The organism is Duganella sacchari (assembly GCF_900143065.1).
GTDB lineage: Bacteria > Pseudomonadota > Gammaproteobacteria > Burkholderiales > Burkholderiaceae_D > Rugamonas > Rugamonas sacchari.
In genome coordinates this window covers 324,811-350,339 of the sequence record NZ_FRCX01000004.1, presented here as the reverse complement: position 1 = coordinate 350,339, position 25,529 = coordinate 324,811, and the positions used below count along the sequence as shown (strand labels likewise).

The 25,529-nt window shown below is 63.2% G+C and carries 30 protein-coding genes; 28 read left to right on the top strand and 2 right to left on the bottom strand.

The annotated features are described in order from the left end of the window. Window positions 1-906: a FliM/FliN family flagellar motor switch protein gene (locus tag BUA36_RS10670; RefSeq protein WP_072784253.1), complete on the bottom strand. Its 906-nt coding sequence runs from the start codon at window positions 904-906 to the stop codon at window positions 1-3. Window positions 907-1,540: 634 nt separating this feature from the next. Between BUA36_RS10670 and fliE the strand changes: the two genes are divergently transcribed. The 17 genes from fliE to BUA36_RS10585 all read left to right on the top strand — a co-directional run bounded on the left by fliE (window position 1,541) and on the right by BUA36_RS10585 (window position 15,712). After that, window positions 1,541-1,891: a flagellar hook-basal body complex protein FliE gene (gene fliE / locus BUA36_RS10665; RefSeq protein ID WP_072784252.1), complete on the top strand. Its 351-nt coding sequence runs from the start codon at window positions 1,541-1,543 to the stop codon at window positions 1,889-1,891. Window positions 1,892-1,912: 21 nt separating this feature from the next. Continuing rightward, window positions 1,913-3,691 carry a flagellar basal-body MS-ring/collar protein FliF gene (gene fliF / locus BUA36_RS10660; protein ID WP_072784251.1) on the top strand — a complete coding sequence of 593 codons (1,779 nt, stop codon included), beginning with the start codon at window positions 1,913-1,915 and terminating at the stop codon, window positions 3,689-3,691. Beyond that, a complete protein-coding gene (locus tag BUA36_RS10655) occupies window positions 3,675-4,712 on the top strand; it encodes a flagellar motor switch protein FliG (protein WP_072784250.1) in 1,038 nt (345 codons plus the stop codon). The genes fliF and BUA36_RS10655 overlap by 17 nt, the downstream gene beginning before the upstream one ends. Further along, window positions 4,709-5,425: a flagellar assembly protein FliH gene (fliH, locus tag BUA36_RS10650; RefSeq protein ID WP_072784249.1), complete on the top strand. Its 717-nt coding sequence runs from the start codon at window positions 4,709-4,711 to the stop codon at window positions 5,423-5,425. Before BUA36_RS10655 ends, fliH begins: the two co-directional genes overlap by 4 nt. Continuing rightward, a complete protein-coding gene (fliI, locus tag BUA36_RS10645; RefSeq protein WP_072784248.1) occupies window positions 5,422-6,732 on the top strand; it encodes a flagellar protein export ATPase FliI in 1,311 nt (436 codons plus the stop codon). Before fliH ends, fliI begins: the two co-directional genes overlap by 4 nt. Further along, window positions 6,729-7,157, top strand: a complete 429-nt coding sequence (fliJ, locus tag BUA36_RS10640; protein ID WP_072784247.1) for a flagellar export protein FliJ — start codon at window positions 6,729-6,731, stop codon at window positions 7,155-7,157. The genes fliI and fliJ overlap by 4 nt, the downstream gene beginning before the upstream one ends. Before the next feature lie 99 nt (window positions 7,158-7,256). Continuing rightward, window positions 7,257-8,678, top strand: a complete 1,422-nt coding sequence (fliD, locus tag BUA36_RS10635; RefSeq protein WP_072784244.1) for a flagellar filament capping protein FliD — start codon at window positions 7,257-7,259, stop codon at window positions 8,676-8,678. 39 nt (window positions 8,679-8,717) lie between these two features. Beyond that, window positions 8,718-9,110 carry a flagellar export chaperone FliS gene (gene fliS / locus BUA36_RS10630; protein WP_072784646.1) on the top strand — a complete coding sequence of 131 codons (393 nt, stop codon included), beginning with the start codon at window positions 8,718-8,720 and terminating at the stop codon, window positions 9,108-9,110. A gap of 31 nt (window positions 9,111-9,141) precedes the next feature. Then, complete coding sequence (locus BUA36_RS10625) at window positions 9,142-9,420, top strand: hypothetical protein (RefSeq protein ID WP_229255669.1); 279 nt, start codon at window positions 9,142-9,144, stop codon at window positions 9,418-9,420. Between the two features lie 8 nt (window positions 9,421-9,428). Further along, window positions 9,429-10,937 (top strand): flagellar hook-length control protein FliK, encoded by a 1,509-nt coding sequence (locus BUA36_RS10620; RefSeq protein ID WP_229255668.1) that lies wholly within the window; start codon window positions 9,429-9,431, stop codon window positions 10,935-10,937. An 8-nt stretch (window positions 10,938-10,945) separates the two neighbouring features. Continuing rightward, on the top strand, window positions 10,946-11,449 hold the full coding sequence (locus BUA36_RS10615) for a flagellar basal body-associated FliL family protein (RefSeq protein WP_084560094.1): 504 nt from the start codon (window positions 10,946-10,948) through the stop codon (window positions 11,447-11,449). A gap of 32 nt (window positions 11,450-11,481) precedes the next feature. Next, entirely contained in the window at window positions 11,482-12,219 is a 738-nt protein-coding gene (locus tag BUA36_RS10610; protein WP_072784235.1) for a FliA/WhiG family RNA polymerase sigma factor, read from the top strand. Window positions 12,220-12,274: 55 nt separating this feature from the next. Further along, window positions 12,275-13,186, top strand: a complete 912-nt coding sequence (gene motA / locus BUA36_RS10605; RefSeq protein ID WP_072784233.1) for a flagellar motor stator protein MotA — start codon at window positions 12,275-12,277, stop codon at window positions 13,184-13,186. Beyond that, window positions 13,170-14,174, top strand: coding sequence for a flagellar motor protein MotB (locus BUA36_RS10600; RefSeq protein WP_072784230.1), 1,005 nt, complete (start codon window positions 13,170-13,172; stop codon window positions 14,172-14,174). The genes motA and BUA36_RS10600 overlap by 17 nt, the downstream gene beginning before the upstream one ends. Before the next feature lie 38 nt (window positions 14,175-14,212). After that, entirely contained in the window at window positions 14,213-14,485 is a 273-nt protein-coding gene (locus BUA36_RS10595; protein ID WP_072784228.1) for a flagellar biosynthesis anti-sigma factor FlgM, read from the top strand. Next, window positions 14,482-14,937, top strand: a complete 456-nt coding sequence (gene flgN / locus BUA36_RS10590) for a flagellar export chaperone FlgN (protein WP_229255667.1) — start codon at window positions 14,482-14,484, stop codon at window positions 14,935-14,937. Before BUA36_RS10595 ends, flgN begins: the two co-directional genes overlap by 4 nt. After that, window positions 14,924-15,712, top strand: a complete 789-nt coding sequence (locus BUA36_RS10585) for a glucosaminidase domain-containing protein (RefSeq protein ID WP_072784226.1) — start codon at window positions 14,924-14,926, stop codon at window positions 15,710-15,712. The genes flgN and BUA36_RS10585 overlap by 14 nt, the downstream gene beginning before the upstream one ends. Here the strand turns inward: BUA36_RS10585 and flgA are convergent. Continuing rightward, window positions 15,693-16,355, bottom strand: coding sequence for a flagellar basal body P-ring formation chaperone FlgA (gene flgA, locus BUA36_RS10580; RefSeq protein ID WP_229255666.1), 663 nt, complete (start codon window positions 16,353-16,355; stop codon window positions 15,693-15,695). The two genes, BUA36_RS10585 and flgA, sit on opposite strands and share 20 nt — an antisense overlap. 215 nt (window positions 16,356-16,570) lie before the next feature. Here flgA and flgB point away from each other — a divergent pair, with 215 nt between their 5' ends. From flgB to flgL, 11 genes are all read left to right on the top strand, one after another. Beyond that, window positions 16,571-16,933 carry a flagellar basal body rod protein FlgB gene (flgB, locus tag BUA36_RS10575; protein ID WP_072784220.1) on the top strand — a complete coding sequence of 121 codons (363 nt, stop codon included), beginning with the start codon at window positions 16,571-16,573 and terminating at the stop codon, window positions 16,931-16,933. A 16-nt stretch (window positions 16,934-16,949) separates the two neighbouring features. Continuing rightward, window positions 16,950-17,372 carry a flagellar basal body rod protein FlgC gene (flgC, locus tag BUA36_RS10570; RefSeq protein WP_072784217.1) on the top strand — a complete coding sequence of 141 codons (423 nt, stop codon included), beginning with the start codon at window positions 16,950-16,952 and terminating at the stop codon, window positions 17,370-17,372. A gap of 3 nt (window positions 17,373-17,375) precedes the next feature. Next, a complete protein-coding gene (locus BUA36_RS10565) occupies window positions 17,376-18,056 on the top strand; it encodes a flagellar hook capping FlgD N-terminal domain-containing protein (RefSeq protein WP_072784214.1) in 681 nt (226 codons plus the stop codon). Window positions 18,057-18,071: 15 nt separating this feature from the next. Next, complete coding sequence (locus tag BUA36_RS10560; RefSeq protein ID WP_072784212.1) at window positions 18,072-19,325, top strand: flagellar hook protein FlgE; 1,254 nt, start codon at window positions 18,072-18,074, stop codon at window positions 19,323-19,325. Between the two features lie 12 nt (window positions 19,326-19,337). Next, window positions 19,338-20,069 carry a flagellar basal body rod protein FlgF gene (locus tag BUA36_RS10555; RefSeq protein WP_072784210.1) on the top strand — a complete coding sequence of 244 codons (732 nt, stop codon included), beginning with the start codon at window positions 19,338-19,340 and terminating at the stop codon, window positions 20,067-20,069. A gap of 27 nt (window positions 20,070-20,096) precedes the next feature. Next, window positions 20,097-20,888 carry a flagellar basal-body rod protein FlgG gene (gene flgG, locus BUA36_RS10550; RefSeq protein ID WP_167544276.1) on the top strand — a complete coding sequence of 264 codons (792 nt, stop codon included), beginning with the start codon at window positions 20,097-20,099 and terminating at the stop codon, window positions 20,886-20,888. After that, the gene (gene flgH / locus BUA36_RS10545; protein ID WP_072784205.1) at window positions 20,888-21,568 is read left to right on the top strand and encodes a flagellar basal body L-ring protein FlgH; all 681 of its coding nucleotides are present in this window, start codon (window positions 20,888-20,890) and stop codon (window positions 21,566-21,568) included. Before flgG ends, flgH begins: the two co-directional genes overlap by 1 nt. Window positions 21,569-21,589: 21 nt before the next feature. Continuing rightward, window positions 21,590-22,705, top strand: coding sequence for a flagellar basal body P-ring protein FlgI (locus BUA36_RS10540; protein ID WP_072784203.1), 1,116 nt, complete (start codon window positions 21,590-21,592; stop codon window positions 22,703-22,705). Window positions 22,706-22,714: 9 nt separating this feature from the next. Beyond that, entirely contained in the window at window positions 22,715-23,131 is a 417-nt protein-coding gene (locus BUA36_RS10535) for a hypothetical protein (RefSeq protein ID WP_072784201.1), read from the top strand. Window positions 23,132-23,224: 93 nt separating this feature from the next. Continuing rightward, entirely contained in the window at window positions 23,225-24,595 is a 1,371-nt protein-coding gene (gene flgK / locus BUA36_RS10530) for a flagellar hook-associated protein FlgK (RefSeq protein ID WP_072784198.1), read from the top strand. An 11-nt stretch (window positions 24,596-24,606) separates the two neighbouring features. After that, window positions 24,607-25,518, top strand: coding sequence for a flagellar hook-associated protein FlgL (gene flgL / locus BUA36_RS10525; protein WP_072784195.1), 912 nt, complete (start codon window positions 24,607-24,609; stop codon window positions 25,516-25,518). Window positions 25,519-25,529: the final 11 nt, after the last annotated feature.

Genomic DNA, 25,529 nt, shown 5'->3' with positions numbered 1-25,529 from the left:
TTATTCTGCGTCTTCAAAAGAGGTTAAACAGAGTTTGCCTTTGTGCTCGGTGACTGCGGCCGTAAACAGGCGGGAATCTTCGAGCAAGACGTCTGCTCTGGCCAGGCTGATCGGGATGACGTCGCCAACCTGTAAATCGTACAAGCTGCCCAGCGTGACTTCCTTGCTGGCCAGGCGGCCGACCAGGCCGACCTGCAGGCGCTGCGCCAGCGGTGCGGCCGTCTTGCTCTTTTTGCCGGCGTCGCGGTCGCGCAGCAGGCCGCGCAGCACGCTGGACATGAGGTGCTTGTCCAGCGCAAACCAGAACTGGCCGGTGGCGCCACTGGCGACGTCGGCCACGGTCACGGTGATGACCCAGGTGCCTTTCGGCGGATGCGAGCCCGGCACGGGCTTGAATTCGGTATCGGCAGGCTCGTCCGCTGACGCAGTCCCGCCCTCGGCCAGCGCCGGTTTCTCGATGGCTGGCAAGTTGAGTTCGATGCGGCCGGCCAGCGTGCCGGCCAACTGTTGCCCCAGCACCACAGCCAGACGCTCTTCGGTGGCGGTCACGCGCACCGTGCTTTCATCGACTGCAGAGGAGGTATCGGCCTTGGCTTCGCTCTTGGCGCCGCTGCCATAGCGGTAGTTGAGAACGCTGAGCAGCACCTTGCGTTCCATTGCAAACGCAATCTGGCCCGCCGGTGCGGAAAAACTCAGCCAGCGGCTGCGGATGTCATTGCCTTCCAGACGGCTGAAGCCCACGTCGTCCACCTGGAAGCCGCCCCAGTAGCGGCGGTTCATATTCAGGCGCATCGACTGCGCCAGATCGTCGCGCAACTGCGCTGCAAAAATATGCAGCAGGTGCACCGGACGTCCCAGCAGGGAGGGGTCCAGGACTTGATGTTGCGTCTGTTTTGTCGTTGTCATGTGTTGGCCATGTCGGATAATTCTTCCCCACTCCTCCATCATCGCACTATCCAGCTAAAAACTGCTTACTTCCAGCGCAATTTTCAGGCTCGATAGCTAATCGTAACTTAAAGTAGGACGATCTCGGTAGCAGCATACATCAAAATTCACATTATTGCTAATAATCAATATTTGGCCCAATAAGTTATCCTGGGGCAAATACCGCTTTACAGGAATGTTGCTAGCAGGTAAGCTTGCTCCAGCTTGTCAGCGGCTTACATTGCTCTGCAACACACCTCAACAAACGGCGCTTAGTGAATGATTTATAACGATATTTGCTTAAATAAAACACTTCTAATCAGCCTCGAAACACACGGTGCGAAAATTTACATAGAGTAAATAAAAGCGGCGCCTGCCAGGCAGACCACCCATCCGCGACGCCGAGCAATTGCTCACCCTGCGCGTCCGATTTTGACCGACATGGCTACACTATCTTTCTTACAAGACTGTGACATGCGGCAACGGATGTGTCGCGCGTTTGGTATAGGACGTCACAATATCTGCCTTTGAGGCTTGCTGCTTTTCGGCAATCTCGCTAAGGTAGTCATCTGGATCCAATGCAGCAAAAAACGCGGTAAAAACGGGGGGTAGCAAGATGAGTAATGGATTCTCCAGCCTGATACAGGCCGATCTGGCGTCGTTGACCAACGCGGCGCACAACCTGGCAAACAGCAGCCCAACCATCGCTGCCGCCAACCAGTTTGGGGCGCAAGACGCCCAACCCACCTTCTCCTTTGCCCAGTCCATGCAAAGCGCCATCAACCAGGTCAATACCCAGGACGTCGAAGCGGGCCAGAAAATGGCCGATGTCGATGCCGGCAAGAGCGACGACCTGGTCGGCGCCATGCTGTCCAGCCAGGAAGCTGGCCTGTCCTTCTCGATGTTGATGCAAGTACGCAACAAAGTGATGGGCGGTCTCGACGAACTCATCAAATTACCGCTGTAAGTTTCTGCGAAAGCAAACAACGTGATCAACAACATCAAGTCCGCCTTTGAGCGCTGGCGAGCGAACCCGTCTGCGCCATCGCTGTCGCCTGCCCTGCTGAAAACCCTGTACCCCATGCTGATCCTGGCCATCGGCCTGACGGCGCTGGTGCTCATGTACATGTGGAACAACCAGGCCGGCTACAAGCCGGTGTTCGGCGCGCGCGAAAAAGTCTCGGCGCCGGACATGATGACCGTGCTCGATACCGACCACATCCCCTACCGCATCCACCCGGAAAGCGGCCAGGTGCTGGTGCCGGAATCGATGCTGGGCAAGGTCCGCATGCTGCTGGCCGCCAAGGGCGTGACCGCGCAGCTGCCGGCCGGCCTGGAACTGATGGACAAGAACGATCCGCTGGGCGTGTCGCAATTCGTGCAGGACGTGCGCTTCCGCCGCGGCCTTGAAGGTGAACTGGCGCAATCGATCATGACGCTGGATGCGATCTCGCATGCGCGCGTGCACCTGTCGATCGCCAAGTCGACCTCGTTCGTGTCGTCCGATGGCGAGAAGTCCTCGGCCTCGGTGGTGGTGCAGCTCAAGCCGGGCCGCACGCTGGAGCCGGAAGCGATTGCCGCCGTGGTCAACATGGTGGCTGGCAGCGTCGCCAGCCTGGCGCCGCAGCGCGTGAGCCTGGTGGACCAGGCCGGCAATCTGCTGTCGGCCCACATTGACCTGGCGGACGGCTTCGATGCCGGCACCAGCAGCAACGACGCCAGCAAGCACTACCAGGACGAAGTCAAAAACAACATCAAGGGCCTGCTGGGCCCGGTCATTGGCGAAGACAACTACCGCATGTCGGTGGCGGCCGCCGTCGATAACGACCGCGTCGAAGAAACCGTTGAAAAATATGGCGCCGATCCCAAAGTCACCAGCGAAGCCATGCGTGAAGAGCAGGACCGCAACCGCATGGTGATGGGGGTGCCGGGCACGCTGTCCAACCGGCCGCCGCCCGCTGCCGCCAACCCGGCCGCCGCCAACCAGCAGACCGCCGGCACCGCCGCTGATCCCAACGCCGCCCAGCCGGACGGCACGGCGCGCAAGAACGCCACCTCGCGCCAGTACGCGTACGACCGCAGCATCATCCAGACCAAGCGCAGCCGTGGCCGCCTGGAGAAACTCAGCGTGGCCGTGGTGCTGGCACAAGCAGCTTCGCCAACGCCGAAAACCGGCTGGAGCGCGGCCGAGATTGCCAACATCGACAAGATCCTGCGTAACGGCCTGGGCATCAACGCCGAGCGCGGCGACCAGCTCGTGGTATCGGCCATGAACTTCCCCGCCAAAGCCGCGCCGGTCGCGTGGTGGGAAGAGCGCGACAACATTGTCGATGTGAGCAAATACGCCGGCTATGCCATCGCCGCACTGCTGGGCTACCTGTTGCTGGCGCGTCCGCTGCTGCGCTTGATTACCATGCGTCTGACCCCAGATCCCAAGGAAGCCGCACGCATCACCGCTGAACGCCGTGCTGCTGAGCAGGCTGCCGTGGCCGCCGCCAAGGAAGCCAAGGAAGCCGGCGCCAAGGAACAGGCCGTGTTGGCCGGCACCGCCGCGCCAGGCACGCCGGGCGCCATGCCAGCCCTGGGCGGCGCCTCCGCGCAGCCGGGCATGCCAGTGGTACCGCTGCTGGAAAACTACGACTTGCCGCCACCAGGCTCTGCCGTCGATGTCATGGTCGATCACCTGAAAGTGCTGGCAGCAAAAGAGCCGGAACGCGTAGCCGAAGTCGTCAAACAATGGATGCAGAAAAATGGCCGAACTCAATAACATGGATGATGATGGCGAATACGCCATCCCGACCAAGCTGACCCCGGTCGAACAAGCCGCCATCGTGCTGCTCAGCATTGGCGAAGAACCGGCTGCCGCCGTGCTGCGCTGCCTGAGCCGCGAAGAGCTGCTCGAAGTCACGCAAGTGATGTCGCGCATGAGCGGCATCAAGGTGGAGTCCGTCAAGAACGCCATGCAAAAGTTCTTTGACGACTACCGCGAGCAGTCCGGCGTGCACGGCGCCTCGCGCTCCTACCTCAAGCGCTCGCTGGACCTGGCGCTGGGCGGCGACCTCGCGAATACCGTGCTCAACAACATCTACGGCGACGAACTGCGGCCGAAGATGGCGCGTCTGCAATGGGCGTCGCCGAAATGGCTGGCCGAATACATCTCCAACGAACACGTGCAGATGCAGGCGGTGTTTGTGGCCTTCCTGCCCGCCGCGCTGGCCGGCCAGATCATCGACGGCCTGCCGCAGGACAGCCGCGACCTGGTGCTGCTCAACCTGGCGCGTATGGAAGAAGTGGACAGCGACCTGCTGCAGGAACTCGACGAACTCGTCGATCGCTGCCTGAGCTCGTTCGACTCGCAAGGCACCAGCGTCGAAGGCATCCGCCAGACCGCCGAGATCCTCAATCGTCTGCCCAGCAACCGTGCGCAAATGGTCGAGCTGCTGCGCGCCCATGATCCGGAAGTGGTGTCCAAGATCGAGCTGTCGATGTACGACTTCTTCATCCTCGGCAACCAGACCGAACAGGCGATCACCCGCATCCTGGAAGACGTGCCGCTGGAACAATGGGCCATCGCGCTCAAGGGCGCCGATATTTCGGTGCGCGATGCGATTTTGAAAACCATGCCGAAACGTCAGGCCCAGGCTTTCGAAGACATGATGCGCCGCGCCGGTCCGGTGCCGATGTCGCGCATCGAACAGACGCGCCAGGAAATCATGGCCACCGTCAAGGCGCTGGCCGATGCCGGCGAGGTCGAAGTGCAGCTGTTTGCCGAACAGGTGGTTGAATGAAGCAATTCCGCGCTTACCGTTTCCCGCCGCTGGCGCAATTCACCACCCAGCGCGCAGCAGCTGCAGCGGCGCACGGCCATGCCCACGGCCACGGCGGCGACGGCGGTGCGCAATGGGCCGCCTCGGTCAGCGAGGGCTTTGAACAGGGCCAGCGCGACGGTTACGAAATCGGCCTGGCACGCGGCCAGGAAGACGGCTTTGAAGCAGGCCGCCAGTCCGGTCAGGAACAGGGCCGCGAAGAAGGCCGCCACGAAACGCTGGTGGCCTACGACCAGATGGCGCGCCCGGTCGATGCCATGCTGAAAAGCCTCAAGAAACTGCGCTCCGACTACCGCGCCGCCCAGCGCAAGGAAGTGGTGGATCTGGTGGCCAAGGTGGCGCGCCAGGTGATCCGCGCGGAACTGGCCTTGCAGCCGGTGCAACTGATGGCGCTGGTGGAAGAAACCCTGGCCTCGATGCCGCCGACACGCGATGAAATCGACGTCTTCCTGAATCCGGAAGAGCTCAAGCGTATTGCCGAGCTGGACCCGAAACGCTCCAAGCGCTGGAACCTGATTCCCGACGCCCGCCTGGAAGTAGGCGAGTGCCGCATCAAGGCTGGCGATAATGAAGTGGATGCCGGTTGCCATCAACGCCTTGCGGCAGTCATGGAACAGGTCGATAATCAATTACAGATCGCCGACAGCGGCGATGAACCGGAGAGCGAAGAGTGATCGCAGATGCCTTACGCAATCTCGAACTGGGTTCGGTACCCATGGCGACGCCGACGGGCCGCCTGGTGGGCGCATCCGGTTTGTTGCTTGAGGCCGTAGGTTGCCCTTTGCACACGGGTCAGCGTTGCCAGATTGAGACAGTCAGCGGCGAATGGCTGGATGCGCAAGTCGTGGGTTTCCGCGAAAAACTGTCCTACCTGATGCCGTTCAAGAAAGCCGTGGGCCTGACCACCGGCGCCCGCGTGCTGCCCTCCCCTGAAAAAGTCAGTCTGCAGATTGGTTCCGGCTGGCTGGGCCGCATGGTCAATGGCCTCGGTGAGCCCATCGACGGCCTCGGCAAGCTGAGCGGCGATTTTCCGCTGGAATCGCAGCCGCCACGCGTCCATCCGCTGCGCAAAAAACCTGTGACCGAACCGCTCGACGTCGGCGTGCGCGCCATCAACGCCATGCTGACCCTGGGCAAGGGCCAGCGCGTCGGCCTCATGGCAGGCTCGGGCGTCGGCAAATCCGTACTGCTGGGCATCATGACGCGCCAGACCGTGGCCGACGTGGTGGTGGTCGGCCTGATCGGCGAACGCTCGCGCGAGGTGCGCGAGTTTGTCGATATGTCGCTGGGCAAGGAAGGGTTGCAAAAAGCCGTGCTGGTGATTGCGCCGGCCGACGAGAGCCCGCTGATGCGCGTGATGGCGACCGAACTGTGCCATTCGATCGCGGCCCACTACCGCGACCAGGGCAAGAACGTGCTGCTGCTGGTCGACTCGCTGACGCGCTACGCCATGGCGCTGCGCGAAGTGGCCCTGGCGCTGGGCGAGCCGCCCGCCACCAAGGGGTATCCGCCATCGGTCTTTTCCAACCTGCCACAGCTGGTGGAATCGGCCGGCAACGGCGAAAACCAGAACGGCAGCATGAGCGCCATCTACACCGTGCTGGCCGAGGGTGACGACCAGCAGGATCCGGTGGTCGATACCGCGCGCGCCATCCTGGACGGCCACATCGTCATGACGCGCGAACTGGCCGAACGCGGCCACTATCCGGCCATCGATATTGCCGCCTCGATCAGCCGCTGCATGGCGCAGGTGATCGACCACAATCACGTGATGGCAGCGCGCGCGCTCAAGGCCAGCATGGCGCGCCATGACCGCGTGCGCGACCTGATTCCGCTCGGCGCCTACGTGCCGGGCGCCGATCCCGTCACCGACAAGGCGGTGCAGCTGCACCCGCGCGTGGAAGAATTTTTGTGCCAGGGTACCAAGGAAGAAGCCCCGATCGCCCACTGCATTGCTCAACTTGAAAAGCTGATGACATGAGCCAGAAGATACGCAATCTGACCACGCTGGTGGCGCTGCGCAACACCGAGGTGGAGCGCCTGCAGACGGAAATGGCGGAAAAGACCAATCTGCGCGACCGCTACCAGAAAAATCTGGAGCGCCTGACCAGCTTGTACACCAACAGCGGCGCCAGCGGCAATCTGCACCCTGCCCTGGCCGGTAACTGCGGCGACTACAAGCAGGCGGTGATGGCCATGGCCGACAGCCACCGCCTGGACCTGCACATGCACGAGGCCGACATGGCGGTATCGCAACAGGCGCTTAACGCGGCCTGGGCCAAACGCGAAGTCATGGGCAAGGTGTTGAACAAGGAGCAAAAGGTGGTGTCAGCTCAGCAAAATGCCAAGGAACGCAAGCAGCATGATGAATTGGCAACCCAGTTGTGGCTGCGTGGACAGAAATAAGCGCGGTTACAAAAAAAAGTTAGAAATATTTTCATACGGAAACGATTAAGGTCGCCTTATATCAGGGTACACTTCATTATCCTTTCCAGGAGCACGATCATGGCAGTCATCACCAGCCCTACTTACGATCCAACCACCACGGCGACCAATCTGGCCAATGCCTATGTCGCCCCGACCAAGGCCATCTTGGACAAGCAAGGCACCAAAGCCACGGCGGTCGGCACCGGTCTGACCACGCTGGGTTCGGCGTTGAGCGCGTTCCAGGCCTCGCTGAATGCGCTGGCGTCGAGCACCAAATCGGTGAGCGCCACCTCGGCCACGTTCAGCAATACCGCGATCGGCACCGCCACCGCGTCGTCGAGCGCGGTCGCTGGCAGCTATTCCTTCTACGTCGAGCAGCTGGCCACGGCAGGCCAGGTGTCCTACAACGTCGCCGACAGCGTCGCCACCAATGCAGGCGCCATGAATGTGGTGCTGGCTGACGGTTCCTCGTTCCAGGTCGACCTGGCCAACGCCGACAGCAATATGGACGGCGTGCTGAGTGCCAAGGAAGTCGCGGCTGCGATCAATTCGGCCGCCAACAACAGCTCGCGCGTCACCGCCTCGACCATGACCGTCAACGGCCAGACCCAGCTCGTGATGACCTCGGCCCAGACCGGCGCCAACAATGCCGTGGCCTCGATCGATGTGAGCGGCCTGGGCAGCGCATCGCTGCAATCGAACCTGTCGTCGCAAAACGTGCTGACCACCGCCAAGGACGCCATCGTCTGGGTCGGCGGCAAAAACGGCACCAAGGTGCAGCAGGCCTCCAACACGTTCAACGTGGTGGATGGCGTCAAGTTCACCATCAACCAGGCGCAAGGCGCCAGCGATGCGCCCGTCACGCTGACGGTCGGTCCCGACAACACCGGCACCGCAGCCAACGTGCAATCCTTCGTGACCGCCTACAACACCCTGCTGACCGCGCTCAACACGCTGACCAAGGCCGGTGACCACACCGTGGTGGAGTCCACCGACCCGAACGGTTCGCCGAGCGCGACTGCGGAAGATGCGGCGTTCTACAACGATGCTGGCGTCAACAATCTGCGCGATCGCCTGGGTTCGTTGCTGCGCAGCGCCACCGGTGGCGTATCGCTGATCAGCTTTGGCATCTCGGCCGCCAAGGATGGCTCGCTGACGCTGGACACCAACCGTCTCAACAAGACGATTGCCGCCAACCCGGGCGCAATCGACAATCTGTTCGGCCGCGCCGGCATCGGTGTCAACACCGGCGTGCTGGGCGCGATGAGCAAGCTGACCACCTCGTGGACCACCGCTGCCGGTGGCTTCCTGGTGCAGCGCCGCGAACAGAACGACAAGCTGCAAAGCGACCTGACCGACCGCCAGGCCACGCTCAAGAACCAGTTCGACAGCGCCTACAAGCGCTATCTGACGCAGTTCACCGCGCTGCAGCAGCTGCAGGCGAGCATGACCAGCACCTCGAATATGTTCACGGCGATGTTCTCGTCCAGCAACAGTTAAGCATAACCTCAGTATTTTTTTGAACGTACGGTGAATACCATGTTGAACCAGGAAGCCTATAGCAGTTATCACTCCACCAATCTCGACGCCCAGGTCTCGCGGGCGTCGCCGATTGAGCTGGTACTGGTGCTCACCGACGGCTTGCTCGAAGAGCTGGCGCGCGCGCGTGGCCACATCGTCGGCAAGCGTTACGAGCTCAAGGCTAAAAGCCTGAACAAATGCACCGACATCATCAACGGCCTGTCCAGTTCGCTGGACTTCGACAACGGCGGTGAAGTGGTCGAAAACCTGGGCCGTTTATACGAGTACTGCGCCGGCCGCCTGTACACGGCCGGCGTCAGCCTGGACCCGGCCATCATCGACGAGGTCACCAAACTGCTGACCACGATCAAGAAGGGCTGGCTGGGCGTGCAGGCCAAAACCAATGGATAGGCAACGTACGTTACTGCAGATGACGCAGAAAATGAGCGCCGCCATCGCTTCCGAAGACTGGAAGACGCTGGCGGCGATTAACACGTTAATGGTCGCGACGCTGCCGCAGCTGGTGGCGCAGGGACCGTTGAGCGCGGCCGAGCGGGCCGCCCTGTCGGCGCTGCACCAGATGCACAACGAAGCAGTCAGGCGCTGCAACCTTGCCACCGATGCACTGGGACGCAAGTTGCAAGAAATGCAGGCAAACAAAGAGGGCTGGCTGGCTTACGCCCTCGACAGCGAACACGCAGATACCGGAATCCAAGCATGAGCATGAGCATGACTCTCTCCAGCGCAGCGGCCAAGGCCGCCAAAGCCGACCAGGCCGACTTCACCGCACCGGTGGCGGCCAATAATTCTGCTCTCGCGGCAGCGGCTGCCAACAGCGCCAATAACACCAGGAGCGCGCCGGTGGCCAAGCCGGCGCCCGCCAGCAACGGCGCCAGTGCAGGCAACGCCAACAACACCAAGAACACCCCGCCAGCTGCGGCCAAGCCCAGCAACACGGCACAGAACACGCCGGGCCGCCAGGCTGCGCCAGCCGCGCAACCGCCAGAGCGCAACAGCGCCGCCGATGCCGCTGCGCAGCTGGCACAGGCCGCCGCTGATGCGGTGCCGGTCGTGGCGCCGCTGTTTTCCCAATTGCTGAACCTGACCGATGTCACCGCCGCCGGCGACGACAGCAAAACCGACACCAGCACCGATGTCGCCACGGATGCCACCGGCAGCGGTAGCGCCACCGCCAGCGCCGTGCTGCCCGCCATGGTCAGCTCGATGCTGAACCTGGCGACGCCGGTGCCGGCCACGCCGGTCGCCAGCACCGACAGCGACGCCGGCCGCATCGACGCCATCAGCGCCACTTCGATACTGAACGCCAGCGCCACGCGCCTGAACCTGGCCGCCGCCAGCGTGGCCGTGATGCCGTCAGCGCCGGTCAACGACGACAACGCCGCCGCCCAGGTCAACGCCAACCAGGCCGCCGTGCCGCAAAACATCTACAACCTGGCCAACAACGCCACACTGGCCGCCGCTGCCGCCCGCCAGCTGCAGGGCGATACCAGCGCCGCCACCAGCGACGCCCCGGCTCCGGCCGTCGATACCGCCGCACCGGTGGCGCCCGATACCGTGGCCAGCGACACGCCAGTGATCGCCGCCAACACCCTGCGCGCGGCGCCACGCAGCGCCGATGTGGCCAGCAGCACTGCCAGCACCAGCGCGAGCGCGGCGCCAGCGCCAAGCGTCAGCAGCGCCGCCAGCAAGGACGACAGCAGCCACAGCTTTGCCACCACCGCGACCAGCACCACCGTCAACGTGAACCAGAGCGCCACGCCGGCCACCACCAGCCAGGCCGCCACCACGGTCAAGCTGGCCGGCACGCCGGACCAGTGGCAGCAGCCGCTGCGCGACGCGCTCGGCGACCGCCTGCAAGTGCAACTGCAACGCAATAACGACCACGCGGTGATCCGCCTGGAACCGCCGAATATGGGCAGCATCGAAATCTCGATCCGCCACAGCGCGGGCGCGCTGCAGGTCAACCTGTCGGCCAATAACAGCGAGGTGGTGCGTCAACTCAATACCATCGGCGACAGCGTACGCCAGGACCTGTCCAACAAGCAGTTCGTGGATGTGGCGGTGACCGTGTCGTCGTCGCGCGCCCAGGCCCAGGCCGACCAGGGCGGCCAGAATGGTAAGAATGGCCAGCAGCGCGGCCAGGATGACGGCCGCACGCCAGGCCGCGCACTGTCCGACGATGACAGCACCGCCACCTTTGCCATGACCGGGGAGTAATTCGCACAATGAAGAATATGAAAGTCATCATCGCCTTTGTCCTGGTCGCCGTGGTTGGCGCCGCCGTGGCCGGAGGCGCCGTCTGGTATATGTCGAAAGGTAACAGCGAAGAATCGGCCGCCGACGCCAAGGGCAAGGATGCCAAGGACGCCAAGAAAAAACCGGCCAAGAAGGAAGAGAAAAAATCCGAGCTGCCGCCCAAGTATCTGACGGTGGACAAGGTAGTGGTGATGCTCAAGGCCCAGCCAGGCGACAACCTGACGCATTACCTGTCGGCCGACCTGGTGGTCAGCACCGACGCCAAGCGCGAGAAAGAAGCCAAGGAAAACCTGCCGCTGCTGCGCAGCGTGGCCGTGCGGACCTTGTCCGGCCTGCCGATGGCCACCGCGCGCGTCATGACCATCGACCAGTTTGCCGCAGAATTGAACAAAGCGTTTGAACACACCTTCGAAGAAGAAAACCGGGAAAAGCCGTTTGACGAAGTCATGATTGGCAAGCTCATCCTGGAGTAGGCCAAAGCAGCATGAACACAAGTGGAGCGGGCATGGGATATGTAGAGGAATTTGCAGACGCTTATGCCGAAAGCTACAGCGAGAACGGCAACGCGCCGTTCACGCACAGCGTAGCGGACGAGCAAAAGCATCTGCTGGCATATGCGCCGCTGGTCAAGCGCATCGTGCGCCAGCTCAATTCGCAAATCGCCGGCGCCATCGACCGCGACGATATGGAACAGATCGGCCTGATGGGCCTGCTGGAAGCGTTGCGCCGTTACGGCGAGCCGGACGGCGCCTTCGGCAGCTACGCCAGCTTGCGCATCCGCGGCGCGATCCTGGACGAGCTGCGCCGCCAGGACTGGCGTCCGCGTGCAGTGCGTCAGCAAAGCCACAAGCTGCGCGACGCCGTGCGCGCCCTCACCCGCAAGCTGGGCCGCGAACCGACCGAGCACGAAATCATGAGCGGGCTGGGGCTGACGGCCGAAGCCTATCAGGCCTACCTGATGGACGAAAATGCCGAACTGATTGCCAGCTTTGACGAGGTGCTGCAGGAAAGCGTCAGCAACGACAGCGCGCCAAGCCCGGAAGAACAGCTGGTGGTGCGCCGCAGCCTGGAGCAGGCGCTGCGCGGTCTCGACGAGCGCGAACAGCGCGTGGTGCAGATGTACTACGAATTCGAGCTGAGCTACAAGGAAATCGCGGCCGTGCTGGACCTGACGGACGCCCGCGTGTGCCAGCTGAACAAGGCGGCGCTCAACAAAATGAAGGCAGTACTGCAAAGCGCCTGAGCACTGGCGCAGCGCAGCTAGGGATTAGAAAAATGACGCGGAAAGGCGAATCATCATGCAGCAAATAGTCGGCATACTCATAGTTTTAGGCAGCGTCTTCGGCGGCTTCTTCATGATGGGCGGGGCTTTCCATCAGATCTGGCAACCGATCGAGCTGATCGTGATTGCCGGTTCGGGCCTGGGCGCGCTGGTGATCGGTAACCCGAGCCATGTGTTGAAAGAGCTCGGCACGCAGATCAAGAAGATCATGAAAAAGAAGTACGACTCGGAGTTCCAGCGTCAGCTGCTGCTGCTGATGTACGAACTGCTGCAACTGGCCGCCGGCGGCCTGAAAGCGCTGGACGCCCACGTCGAGGCGCCCAAGGACAGCCCGCTGTTCCAGCGCTATCCGCGCGTGCTGGATGAGCCGAAACTGCTGGCCTTCATCGTCGACAACTTCCGCCTGATGGCGATGGGCAAGATCAACGCACACGAACTCGAAGGCGTGCTGGACCAGGAACTGGAAGCCATCCACACCGAGCAGGAACAGCCGGCCAAGTCGCTCAACAAGATCGGCGAGGCGATGCCGGGCTTCGGCATTCTGGCCGCCGTGCTGGGCATCGTGATTACCATGAACACCGTGAGCGAAGGCGCGACCTCGGGCGAGATCGCCGAGCACGTGGGCGCCGCCATGGTCGGTACCTTCATTGGTATTTTCTTCTGCTACGGCCTGATCGACCCGCTGTGCAATATGCTGAAACAGCTGGTCAACTCGGAAGCGGCCAACAAGGAAACCGTCAAGGTGGTGCTGGTGACCCACGTGGCCGGCAAACCGCCACTGCTGGCGATTGACGCCGGCCGCCGCCTGGTGCAGCTCAACATCAAGCCGAGCTTCGCTCAGCTGGAACGCTGGATTAACGATCTGGAAGGCCGCGACAGCGAGCCTTCGGATTCGGGACGCGGAGGCCGTGGTGCTAAAGCCGCATGACAAGGGGCATGACCAGACCATCGTCAAACGCGGTGGCGGCAAGCACAAGCACGACGATCACGGCGGCGCCTGGAAGGTAGCGTTTGCCGACTTTTGTCTGGCGCTGATGTGTCTGTTCCTGGTGCTGTGGCTGATGGCGGCGCGTAATACCGAATCGCTGCAGCAGATCCTGACCGAGGCCGATGGCGCCAAGACCGACCAGGGTAAAGGCGTGATGCCGGAACAGGTGGGCGGCCCGCGCGGCAGCCTGATCGACCGCTTCCCGATGCCGCACTTTGGCAATTCGGAATCGGAAGGCAAGCAGAAGGCCACGGCCGAGCAGACCGATGTGCCGACCACGCCGTCGTCCAAGGTCAAGTACGACTCGCCCGACGACCTGACCCAGCTCTCCAAGGTGCTGACCAAGATGAGCGCCGAGGCCGGCCTGTCGAGCAACCTCGAATCCATCGTCACGCCGTATGGCTTGCGCGTGATGCTGCACGACACCGACCGCCAGGGCATGTTCGTGCGCGGCAGCGCCGTGCCGACCGACAAATTCCGCGCGCTGCTGCGCAAGATGGGGCCGCTGTTCGCGCAAATGGACAACCAGATGCTGATTGTCGGCCATACCGATTCGCTGCAGTATGCCGACACCAGCTACGCCGCATTCTCCAACTGGACGCTGTCGGCCAACCGCGCCATGTCGGCGCGCGCGCAGCTGCTGGCGGGCGGCATGAACCGCGAGTCCGTGCTGCAGGTGGTGGGCATGGCCGACCGCGCGCCGCTCGACACCAAGCGCGTCGATGCCGGCGTCAACCGCCGCATTGAATTGCTGATCCTGACCACGGCGCAAGCCAAGACCATCGCCACCATGTTTGGCGTACCCGATGCTGCCGATCCGCTGACCCACGATGTTGACACCGCCCTGCCGGACGCCACGCTGCTGCAGCAGCTGCGCAGCAAGCTCGGCGGCGACAGTCCGTTGCGTGATCTGCGCCGCAATAAATAAGAGTTCGTATGGAAACCAAGCCAACACGAGGCACCCGCATGAGAATCACGACTTCGACCCCGGACGGCATGGCCGTCCAGCGCGTGGCCGACAGCGCCCCAGTGGACGCCGCCGAAGCGCTCGCCGCCCCCGCGCCGGCGCCCCTGCAATCGGCCGTGCTGCAGCCCGCGCTGCAAGCGATGCGCGAGATGCCGGAAATCGACCAGGAAAAAGTGGACATGCTGCGCGATGCGCTGGCCAAGGGCGAGCTGCCGTTCGATCCCGCCAAGCTGGCCGGCCTGATCCAGCGTTTCCATGGGAGCGAGCAGTGAGTTTCAACACCCCGGGCGCGGCCGTGGCCGCGCTCTCCCGCCAGGACGCCATGCGCCTGCTGCTGGGCGGCATCGCCGACGATTTGCAAGCTTATCAAACCCTCAACACGCTGTTGCAGCAGCAGTTCCAGGCCGCGCTGCGCCACAAGGCGGCCGAACTCGGCCCGGTGGCCGAGGCCATTTCCACGCTGGTCGACACCATGCAGGCACGCCGCGTGCAGCGCGTGGCGCTGGTACAACGTCTGGTGGGGCCGGATGGCACCATGAAGCAGGCTTTTGCCTTGCTGAAAAATGCGGCACGGGAGAAAATGGAAGCGGACTGGAACACGCTGGAGCAGGCCGTCATTGAATGCAAGCGCATCAGCAAGCGCAATGGTGACCTGCTGGTAGAGCAATACAGCATCATGCAGCGCGTGCTGCATGGCGAGGAGCAGATTTATGCGCCAGCTTAACGGGGTCATGCAAAGCACCGCGCCCACTGCCGCAACCGTATCGAACATCACTGCCAGCCGCCCTGCTGCGGCGACTGGCGGCTTTGCCGCGTCCGGCGGCTTCAACACCACTTTCCAGCAAGTGCAGAGCGACGTCGCCAGCTTTATCGCCAATGGCGACGGCGGCTTCCGCAGCGACTTCCAGCCCTCCTCCCAACCGTCCTCCCAGGCCATGAGCTTGCAGGCCATGGCGCTGCGCAACCGCGCCAGCGGCGCCATTGCAGACGATGGCAACGGCGTCGACAGCGAGCTGCAGCAGCAGTTCCTGGCGTCGATCAAACCGTGGGCCGAGGAAACCGCCAGCAAGCTGGGCGTCTCGCCGGAACTGGTGGCGGCCCATGCGGCGCTGGAATCGGGCTGGGGCAAGCAGCCGCTGCGCAACGGCGCGGCCAGTGCCAACAACCTGTTCGGCCTCAAGGCCAGCGGCAACTGGCAAGGCGATGTGGCCGTGGCCAGCACCACCGAATACGAACATGGCGCCATGCTCAAGAAGACCGAACGCTTCCGCAGCTATCCCGACACCGCCAGCGCCTTCCGCGACTATGCCGATATGCTGACCAGCAATCCGCGCTACGCGGCCGCCCTCAACACTGGCAGCAATGCCCAGGCCTTCGCCAGCGGACTGGCCAAGGCCGGCTATGCCACCGACCCCAACTATGCAGACAAGCTGAGCAAGGTCGCCACGCAATTGCAGCGTGGCGGCGGACTTGCCCGCCTCACTCCGACGGAGAATTAGTCGTGACCGGCATCGAGACAGGTTCCACCGTGGCCACGCCTGTCACCCGGGCGCGGATCACCATGCCGTTGGCATTGCGCACGCGCACCGTGTCGCCGCGCGCGCCGGCGTCCAATGCCTCGCCGGCCATGCTCACCTCGATCTGCTCGCGGCGCGCGATGATGTTGACCGGCTCGCCGCGCTTGACCACGGTCGGCGACGACAGCAAACCCTTGCGCAACACCTCGCCTGCACGCAGCGTGCGCTTGCCGCTCATGCCCACCGCGTCCTGCGGATCGGTAATGCTGTCAGTAACGCCAGACACGTCGTGGCGCTCCAGCAACAGGTCCTCATCTGCCAGAACTTTCCCCGCTGCCAAGTCGTTTGCCATGACTGCAATACGCGCCGACACCTGGGCGCGCACGATGAATTCATACCGCCAGCCTGGCGTGCCGCCACAGACGGCGACAAAACGCATGCGGCTCGGCAAGCGCGTATCGGCGCCCTGCACCGTGAGCGGCTGGCTGCAGGCGGCCAGCGGCCGTGTGCCGGGCACCACTTCCAGCGTGAATTGCGGCTCGCTGAAACCGGCCGCTTCGACCCAGCGCTGCACATGCTGGCGCGCGGCTTTTTCCACCACGCCCGGCACTTGTTCTGCGGCCACCGGCACGGGCGCAGAAAAAGCGTTAAAAAGTGGAATGCAAACCAGCAACATTCCCGCCGAAACAGTTACAATACATTTGTTGAGCATGGGCAATACCTCTACTATGATGCCGGAGACGGTGGGCAATACAATGCCCGGCCGTCATTCTACATGCGGTGTAGCGGTTGTCACTCATGCTCATGCGTTTTACTGCAACGTCTACACAGGGGAAGACTATGGGGATTAACTTCAAGGATGCAGCAGGCGTCCATGGCGACGCGCTGGCGCTGCGCGCTGAACGCACCCGCATCCTGGCAGCCAATATCGCCAACGAAAACACGCCCGGCTTCCAGGCCCAGGACATGGACTTCAGCGCCACGCTGGCCAATGTGCAGGCCGAAGCCAGCGGTGATATTGGCGACGGCGGCGACAGCGCGCGCATGTACCGCGTGCCCTTCCACCCTACCCGCGACGGCAACACCGTGGAAATCGGCGTCGAACAGGCGGCCTTCTCGCAGAACGCCACCGACTTTCAGACGAGCCTGACCTTCCTCAACATGAAATTCAAAGGCCTGGCGAAAGCCATCAACGGCCAGTAACCGCAGGAGCGCCAGCATGTCCTTCAAGAATATTTCCGAGATCGCCGGCTCGGCCATGGCGGCCCAGTCGGTGCGCCTCAATACGATTGCCAGTAACCTCGCCAATGCCGACTCCGTGGCCGGCACCGAAGGCGATACCTACCGCGCGCGCAAGCCGGTGTTTGCCGCCGTCATGAGCGACAGCCCGGCTGGCATGGCCAGCGCCGGCGGCAAGGTGCAGGTGCTGGACGTGGTGGAATCGTCGGAACCGCTGCGCCAGGTCTACGAACCGGGCAACCCGATGGCCAATGGCGAGGGCATGGTGTTCTATCCCAACGTCAACCAGGTGGCCGAGATGACCGACATGATGTCGGCCTCGCGCGCCTTTGAAACCAATGTTGAAGTCCTCGGCCGCATCCGCACGATGCAGCAGTCCCTCCTTAAACTCGGTGAAGGTTAAGCCATGAGCGTCAGTCTCCTCAATAACAATGCCAGCGGCAGCAATGCCGGCACCACGGCCAACATCACCGGCAATACCGCCAGTGAGACCTCGCAGATGTTCACCAAGCTGCTGGTGGCGCAGATCCAGAACCAGGACCCGCTGTCGCCGTCCGATCCGGCCCAGTTCGTGCAGCAGCTGACCCAGCTGTCGCAGACCGAATCGCTGCAAAACCTGACCACCATCACCAACGCCAGCGCCAGCGCGCTGTCCAGCCTGCAAGTGATGGCGCTGGGCGCCCAGGTCGGCTCCAACCTCATGGTCAGCAGCAAGTCGGTCCTCGTGGATGGCACCGGCAGCAAGATCAATGGCCAGACCACGCTGTCCGCCTCGAGCGCCAAGACCACGCTGGTGCTGACCGGCGCCGACGGCGTCAAGCACAACGTCAACCTGGGCACGCAAGCGCCGGGCACCGTGCCGTTCACCATCGATCCAGCCGCGCTGGGCCTGCCTGTGGGCACCTACAGCGTGGCGGTGGAAACCAGCAGCAAAGATACGCCTACCATCGACATCCAGGGCCGCCTCAACAGCGTGCGCCTGCTGTCCAGCGGCACCGTGCAGCTCAATGTCGCCAACATCGGCGACACCGGTTCCGACACCATTACCGCATTTGCCGGCAAAACTGCCACTCAATCTGCTCTCTAAAGGAAGGTCTCCATCATGAGTTTTGATATCGCATTGTCTGGCATCCAGGCCATCAACGATTCGCTGGACACCACCAGCCACAACATCGCCAACGCCGGCACCTACGGCTACAAAGCCAGCCGCACCAACTTTGCCTCGCTGGTCGCGGGCAACCAGGTCACGGGCGTGATGGTCGGCTCGACGACGCAGAACATCAGCCTGCAAGGCGGCATCCTGAACACCGGCCGCGCGCTGGACGCGTCCGTCAACGGCCGCGGCTTCTTCATCGCGCGCAACAGCGCCACCAACGAAACCCAGTACACCCGCGTCGGCATTTTTGATGCATCGAAAGACGGCTTCCTGATCGACGCCTCCAACCGCAAGATCCAGGGCTATCCGATCGACCCGAAAAGCGGCACCGCCGGCGCCCTGGGCGACCTGGCCATTCCGACCGGCTCGATTCCGGCCGTGGCGTCGGAAAAAGTCAGCTACATCGGCAACCTGTCGGCCGACTGGAATGCGCCGACCACGGCCTGGGTCACCCCGCCCACCCCGGCGGACGCACCGGATACCACCACCTTCAATATGTCCAAGGCATCGGTAATCTACGACACCCTGGGTGGCAAGCACACGCTGACCCAGTACTTCGCCCGCACCGGCGCTGGCGGTCCCGCCACCGCGAACTCGGTGGACATTCACTACGTGCTGGACGGCGTTGAAGTCGGCACCCCGACCACCATGACGTTCAGCCCCACCACCGGCCAGATGCTGACGCCCGACCCATCGGCCGATGCCGGCAGCATCACGCTGGACCTGACTGCGGTGCCGACCACCAATGGCGGCGCGCTCAAGAGCGTGGTGATCAACTACACCGGCACCACCGGCTTTGCCGGCGAAGCCACCACCTCGACCAACAACGCCGACGGCTACTCGTCGGGCACCTTCAGCGGCGTGGCGCTGGGTACCGACGGTTCGGTGATCGCCAGCTACACCAACGGCCAGAAGCAGACCGTGGGCCGCCTGGCACTGGCCACCTTCCCGGACGAAGGCGCACTGACCTCGGTCAGCGACACCAGCTGGGTGACGTCGACCACCTCGGGCGAACCGCTGGTCAACGCACCAGGCGTGGGCATGGGCGGCACCATCAACGTCGCCACGCTGGAACAGTCCAACGTCGACATCACCTCGGAACTGGTGGGGTTGATGACCTCGCAGCGCAACTACCAGGCCAACTCCAAGGTGATCCAGACCGAGAGCACCATGCTGCAGTCGCTGATGCAGGCTATCTAAGGCTGACCACCCATGGACGCGCTGATCTACACCGCCATGAGCGGGGCCGAACGGGCCCTGCGCGGGCAACAGGTGCACGCCAACAACCTGGCCAACGCCGACACCACGGGCTTCCGCGCCAATATGGAACTGTCGGCGGCGCAAACCGTCAACGGTTACGGCTACGACGACCGTCACATGTCGCAGTTGCAGGCCAACTCCATTTCCGGCAAGACGGGCACGGTAAAAAGTACCGGCCGCGACCTGGACGTGGCAGTGGCCGGCAGCGGCTATCTGACCGTGCAGACCGGCGGCGCCGGCGAAGCCTACACCCGCGCCGGCAATATGGTGCTAGATGAAAACGGCACGCTGCGCATCAATGGCAACGTGGTGCTGGGCGAAGGCGGCCCGATCACCCTGCCCGACTACAAGGCCATCGACATCGGCGCCGACGGCACCATCTCGATCCAGGCGCCCGGCACCACCACCATGCAGGTGATCGACAAGCTGCGCCTGGTGAAGGCGGAAGCGTCCGAGCTGACCAAGAACGAAGCCGGCCTGCTGGTGCCGCGCAACGGCGGCCAGCTGGCCACCGATCCCACCGTGGTGCTGCGCCCCGGCCACCTGGAAGGCAGCAACGTCTCGGCGGTCGAGGAAATGGTCGCCACCATGAGCCTGAACCGGACGTTTGAAATTCAAATGAAGTTGTTCTCGTCCACCGATTCGATGACAGAAGCCGGTAACCGCCTGATTAGCGGTAGCTAATCCACTTCGACACTACAGGGAGAAATCATGAATCCAGCAATGTGGATCAGCAAGACCGGCGTGCAAGCCCAGGACCAGAAACTGCAGGCCATCGCCAACAACCTCGCCAATGCCAACACCGTCGGCTTCAAGCGCGACCGCGTGGTGTTTGAGGACCTGTTCTACTCGGTCGAGCAGCAGCCGGGCGCCCAGCGCGCCGACAACAACACGCTGAACCCATCGGGCGTACAGCTCGGTAACGGCGTGCACATGGTCGGCACCCAGAAGGTGTTCACCCAGGGCATCCTGCAAACCACCCAGCGCGAACTGGACATCTCGGTGATGGGCAACGGCTTCCTGTCGGTGCGCCAGCCTGACGGCACTACCGCCTACACGCGCGCCGGCCAGCTGCAGGTGGACGCCAACGGCATCCTGGTCAACGCCAGCGGCCTGCCGCTGATCCCGCAGATCACCGTACCTGCGACGGCCACCGCGCTGACCATCGCCGAAGACGGCGTGGTGTCGGCCAAGATCGCCGACAACACCACGCCGCAGCAACTGGGCCAGCTGACCCTGACCAGCTTCATCAACCCGACCGGCCTGCTGGCCCTGGGTGAGAATCTGTTTGCAGAAACCCCGTCGTCGGGCACGCCAACCGAAGGCACGCCAGGCACCGCCCAGTGGGGCAAGATCAAGCAAGGCACGCTGGAAGGCTCGAACGTGCAGGTGGTGGAAGAAATGGTGGACATGATTGCTGCCCAGCGCACCTACGAAATGAACACCAAGGTGCTGTCGGCCGCCGACAATATGCTGCAATACCTGTCGCAGGCAGCACGCTGATGAAACCCGCACTGCGCAATCGGCCGTTTGTTCTGCTGCTGACGGCGCTGTCGTTGGCGGGCTGCGCCCAGTTGCAGCCGCCAGCAGTGCGTCCCGGCCCGTCCGACGAACCGCCGCAGGTCAACCGCGTGAGCGGCCCCAAAGGCACTTCGGGCGGTGTCTTCAGCACCGACCTAAGCATGTCGTTGACCTCGGACAGCCGCGCTTTCCGCGTCGGCGACATCGTCACCGTGAACCTGCAGGAAACCACCCAGGCCAGCAAGAAGGCCGGGACCAGCTACTCCAAGAATTCGGCCGACAACATCACCGCGCCCAACCTGCTGGGCAAGACTTTCGGCAAGGCGGCGGTGGGCCTGGGCGCCTCGAACACCTTTGCCGGCGACGCCACCAGCACCCAGCAGAATGCGCTGAGTGGCGCGATCACCGTGATCGTGCAGGAAGTGCTGCCGAACGGCCTGCTGCGCGTGTCCGGCGAAAAAACCCTGACCCTGAACAATGGCGAAGAATTCGTCCGTCTGCGCGGCTACCTGCGCGCGGCCGATATCGATGCCGACAACCAGGTGTCCTCGCTGCGCATTGCCAATGCGCGCATCGCCTATTCGGCGCAGGGCACGCTGGCCGATACGCAGCAGCCGGGCTGGCTGTCGCGTTTCTTCAACGGCCCATTGATGCCGTTTTAAGCTTAACCAAGGGGTGATCCCATGAATTTCCGCAAGCTACTCCTGGTCTTGCCGCTGGCGCTGAGCCTGGGCCTGGGCGCTTCCGCGCCAGTGCAGGCGGCGCAGGTGCTGCGCAACCTGGTCGCCATCGAAGGCGTGCGCGATAATCCGCTGGTCGGCTACGGCCTCGTGGTCGGCCTCAACGGCAGCGGCGACTCGACCCAGGTCAAGTTCTCCAGCCAGTCCGTGATCAATATGCTCAAGCAGTTTGGCGTCAAGGTGCCGGATGGTACTGACGCCAAGTCCAAGAACGTCGCCACCGTGATGGTGTCGGCGGTATTCCCGCCTGGCTACCGCAAGGGCCAGAGCATCGACGTGGTGGTGTCGTCCATGGGCGACGCCAAGAGCCTGCGCGGCGGCGCCCTGCTGCTGACCCCGCTGCGCGCGGCCGATGGCGAAGTCTACGCACTGGCGCAAGGCAATGTGGTGGTGGGCGGCTTCAGCGCCCAGGGCAAGAGCGGTTCCTCGATCACGGTCAACACGCCGACTTCGGGCCGCATTCCCAGCGGCGCCAATATCGAACGCGAAATCGCTACCGATTTCATCAGCAAACCCACGGTGCGCCTGTCGCTGCGCCATCCGCACTTCCAGACCGCCACCAACATCGTTGATTCGATCAACAAGCGCTTTGGCGACATCGCCACCGCCAGCGACGCTACCAGCGTCGACGTGGTGGCGCCCGCCAATCCGACCCAGCGCGTGGCCTTCATGGCCAAGCTGGAGTCGCTCAACATCGACGTCGGCGAAGACGCACCGAAAGTGGTGTTCAACTCGCGCACCGGCACCGTGGTGATTGCCGAAGGCCTGCGCGTGCGCGCGGCGGCCGTCACTCACGGCTCGCTGAAAGTCGTGATTTCCGAATCCACCAAGGTCAGCCAGCCGAACGCACTGGCCGGCGGCCAGACCATCGCCACGCCGCAGTCGCAGGTCACGGCCGACCAGGGCCCGGCGCAGATGTTCAAATGGCCGGCCGGCGCCAAACTGCAATCGATTATCGACGTGGTCAACAGCCTGGGCGCCACCCCGGACGACATCATGGCCATCCTGCAAGCACTGGACCAGGCCGGCGCCATCGAAGGCGAACTGGTGGTTATCTAAGGACACGCCATGGACTACAACAGCTTCGATCCCTCCCGCCTGCTGGACAAGGGCGTCGCCGGCCAGCTCAGCGGCACCCACGTGGCGCCGCAGCCGGCCCCGGCCGGCGACAGCGTCGATCCGGCCTACCGCGCCAAGGCCACCGAGGCCGCTGTCAAGTTTGAAAGCTTCTTCATCGGCCACATGCTGCACCAGATGCGCGACGGCACGCGCGCCCTGGCCTCCGACGACGCGCCCAAAGACCGCATCAACGATGACATGCTGGACATGGCCGACAACCTGGTGGCCGACCAGCTGGCCGGCAAGCGCGCGTTCGGCGTGGCCGACGCCATCCTGCGTCAATTGTTGCCTCCACAGCAAGCTGTCACGGCGACTAATGTTTCTAGTTCGCAAAATTTCACCAAGCCGCTTAATCCGCAGCAATAAACGGTCGCCCGTTACTGATATCGGACCAGTGGGCGCCAGCCCTCATGCAGCGCACCACGGGCCCCTCGGACTTCACCAGGAAAGACCCGCTCCATGACCATCACGAATAACGCACTGTCGGGCGCCCTGGCCGCCCAGGCCGCACTGAACGCTGTCAGTCAGAATATCGCCAACGCGCAAACCAAGGGCTATACGCGCCAGGGTGTGCTGCTGGTGGCGACCGCGTCTGACGCCAGCGCCAACTCGCCCGGCAACGGCGTGCAGATCGGCTCCCTGCTGCGTTTCAGCGACTCGTACAAATCCCAGCAGATGTGGCGCGCCGCCTCCGACCTGGGCCAGCGTTCGCAAGTACAGCCTTACCTGAGCCAGCTGGAAACCGTGATGAGCGCCGACAAGTCCAGCATCAGCTATGGCGTCGACAACTTCTTCAAGGCCCTGAACGCGGCCGGCGTCGATCCCACCTCGACCCCGCTGCGCCAGCAGGTGATTACCGCAGCCGATTCGATGTCGCAGCAGTTCAACAGCATCTACAACCTGACCGCCAACCAGCTGATCTCGGTCCAGCAGCAGCAGACCGCGATCCTGCCGTCGCTGAATGAATCGCTGTCCGGGATTGCCGCGCTGAACCAGCAGATCGTGTCGCTGGGCGCCACCGGCACCAACACCTCGGCCCTGCTCGACAAGCGCGAACAGCTCATCGACAGCGTCGCCTCGCAGGTGGCGGTGGAAGTCATCAACAATCCGGACGGCACCGCCTCGGTCTCGCTCAAGAGCGGCCAGCCGCTGGTGGTGTCCAACCTGGCGGCCAACCTGAACTACGTGAGCACCTCGGGCGCCAGCACGCTGACGCTGACGTTTGCCAACACCAGCTTCAAGCTGGACGACACCAAGGTGGGCGGCCAGCTGGGCGGCCTGGGCGACTTCCGCGACAACACACTGAAGCCGCTGCAAAAGTCGATTTCGGAAATCGCTGAGCAGATGTCGCAGAAGATCAACGATACGCTGACCTCCGGCTTCAAGAGCGACGGCACGGCCGGTGTGGCCATGCTGTCGTTCAACCCGACCAGCGCCACCGGCCTGCTGCAAGTTGCCAGCGGCTTCCAGACCACCGACCTGGCGTTTTCCAGCGATGGCACGCCGGGCGACAGCGGCAACCTGCAAAAACTGGTGGACGTCAAAGGCCAGTCGATCAACCTGACCTCGATCGGCAGCGTGCTGCTGGGCGACGCCGACACCCAGATCGTCGGCAAGCTGGGCATCAGCAGCCAGCAAAACCAGTCGCAGCTGAAAACCGCCACCACCATCCGTTCCCAGGCCGAAGACGACTGGAAATCAACCAGCGGCGTCAACACGGACGAGGAAGCCATCAACCTGGTGGAATTCCAGAATATGTACCAAGCGAACATGAAGGTGATTGCGGTCGCCAACACCCTGTTCGACTCGACGCTGCAAATGTTCGGTTAAGGAGAGCCTGAATGCGTATCGCCACCAGCCAGTTCCAGGCCACCATGAACCGCGGCCTGCAAGACAACCAGAGCGCCCTGTCCTCGTTGACCGAGCGCATCGCCAGCGGCAAGGCCATCCAGGTGCCGTCCGACGATCCGGTCACCGCCGTGCGCCTGTCGCGCCTGAACCGCGAAGAAGCCATCGTCGGCCAGTACCGCGACAACATCTCGGCCATCAAGATCCGCCTGTCGACCAACGAGACCTATCTGACCAGTATGGTCAACGACATCACCCAGAGCCACGACCTGCTGGTGTGGGCCTCGGACGGCAGCAATACCGGCGACGACCTGAAAGCCATGGTCACTTCAATGACCGCGCTGCGCGACAGTATTTACTACAGCGCCAACGAGAAAGACCAGGAAGGCCGCTACCTGTTCTCGGGCACGCTGACCAATACCCCGTCGATCAGCTACGACGCCACCGCACCGGCCGGCTCGCGCTACACCTTTACCGGCAACACCAACGAGCAGAAATCGGTGGTGGGCAATGGCATCACGCAAACCGTCAACGTTGACGTCAAGGGCCTGGAGTCGCTGCTGAACCAGATGGACACCACGATCGACCAGCTGTCGCAGCCAGGCATCACCGCCTCGACGCCATCATTGCAGGCCGCCATCAAAGCCAATATGGACGGCGCGGCCGACACCCTGACCCTGGTGTCGGGCAAGGTCGCCAGCTTCGGCGGCGCGCAAAACGTCATGGCCACGCTGGACGGCAACCATGCCAACGTCAGCCTGTCCAACCAGACCGCGATCCTGGACCTGGGTTCGCTGGACATGACCACGGCAGTCACCGAGATGAACGGCTACAACACCGCGTTGCAAGCATCGTACAAGGCGTATGCCAAGGTCAGCGGCCTGTCGCTGTTTAACATCCTGTAACCCTTTCCGGC

Coding starts and splice junctions, on each gene's coding strand:
- BUA36_RS10670 (WP_072784253.1), bottom strand. CDS start 906: ATGACAACGACAAAACAGACGCAACATCAAGTCCTGGACCCCTCCCTG.
- fliE (WP_072784252.1), top strand. CDS start 1,541: ATGAGTAATGGATTCTCCAGCCTGATACAGGCCGATCTGGCGTCGTTG.
- BUA36_RS10655 (WP_072784250.1), top strand. CDS start 3,675: ATGGCCGAACTCAATAACATGGATGATGATGGCGAATACGCCATCCCG.
- fliH (WP_072784249.1), top strand. CDS start 4,709: ATGAAGCAATTCCGCGCTTACCGTTTCCCGCCGCTGGCGCAATTCACC.
- fliJ (WP_072784247.1), top strand. CDS start 6,729: ATGAGCCAGAAGATACGCAATCTGACCACGCTGGTGGCGCTGCGCAAC.
- fliD (WP_072784244.1), top strand. CDS start 7,257: ATGGCAGTCATCACCAGCCCTACTTACGATCCAACCACCACGGCGACC.
- fliS (WP_072784646.1), top strand. CDS start 8,718: ATGTTGAACCAGGAAGCCTATAGCAGTTATCACTCCACCAATCTCGAC.
- BUA36_RS10625 (WP_229255669.1), top strand. CDS start 9,142: ATGAGCGCCGCCATCGCTTCCGAAGACTGGAAGACGCTGGCGGCGATT.
- BUA36_RS10620 (WP_229255668.1), top strand. CDS start 9,429: ATGACTCTCTCCAGCGCAGCGGCCAAGGCCGCCAAAGCCGACCAGGCC.
- BUA36_RS10615 (WP_084560094.1), top strand. CDS start 10,946: ATGAAGAATATGAAAGTCATCATCGCCTTTGTCCTGGTCGCCGTGGTT.
- BUA36_RS10610 (WP_072784235.1), top strand. CDS start 11,482: ATGGGATATGTAGAGGAATTTGCAGACGCTTATGCCGAAAGCTACAGC.
- motA (WP_072784233.1), top strand. CDS start 12,275: ATGCAGCAAATAGTCGGCATACTCATAGTTTTAGGCAGCGTCTTCGGC.
- BUA36_RS10595 (WP_072784228.1), top strand. CDS start 14,213: ATGAGAATCACGACTTCGACCCCGGACGGCATGGCCGTCCAGCGCGTG.
- BUA36_RS10585 (WP_072784226.1), top strand. CDS start 14,924: ATGCGCCAGCTTAACGGGGTCATGCAAAGCACCGCGCCCACTGCCGCA.
- flgB (WP_072784220.1), top strand. CDS start 16,571: ATGGGGATTAACTTCAAGGATGCAGCAGGCGTCCATGGCGACGCGCTG.
- flgC (WP_072784217.1), top strand. CDS start 16,950: ATGTCCTTCAAGAATATTTCCGAGATCGCCGGCTCGGCCATGGCGGCC.
- BUA36_RS10565 (WP_072784214.1), top strand. CDS start 17,376: ATGAGCGTCAGTCTCCTCAATAACAATGCCAGCGGCAGCAATGCCGGC.
- BUA36_RS10560 (WP_072784212.1), top strand. CDS start 18,072: ATGAGTTTTGATATCGCATTGTCTGGCATCCAGGCCATCAACGATTCG.
- BUA36_RS10555 (WP_072784210.1), top strand. CDS start 19,338: ATGGACGCGCTGATCTACACCGCCATGAGCGGGGCCGAACGGGCCCTG.
- flgG (WP_167544276.1), top strand. CDS start 20,097: ATGAATCCAGCAATGTGGATCAGCAAGACCGGCGTGCAAGCCCAGGAC.
- flgH (WP_072784205.1), top strand. CDS start 20,888: ATGAAACCCGCACTGCGCAATCGGCCGTTTGTTCTGCTGCTGACGGCG.
- BUA36_RS10540 (WP_072784203.1), top strand. CDS start 21,590: ATGAATTTCCGCAAGCTACTCCTGGTCTTGCCGCTGGCGCTGAGCCTG.
- BUA36_RS10535 (WP_072784201.1), top strand. CDS start 22,715: ATGGACTACAACAGCTTCGATCCCTCCCGCCTGCTGGACAAGGGCGTC.
- flgK (WP_072784198.1), top strand. CDS start 23,225: ATGACCATCACGAATAACGCACTGTCGGGCGCCCTGGCCGCCCAGGCC.
- flgL (WP_072784195.1), top strand. CDS start 24,607: ATGCGTATCGCCACCAGCCAGTTCCAGGCCACCATGAACCGCGGCCTG.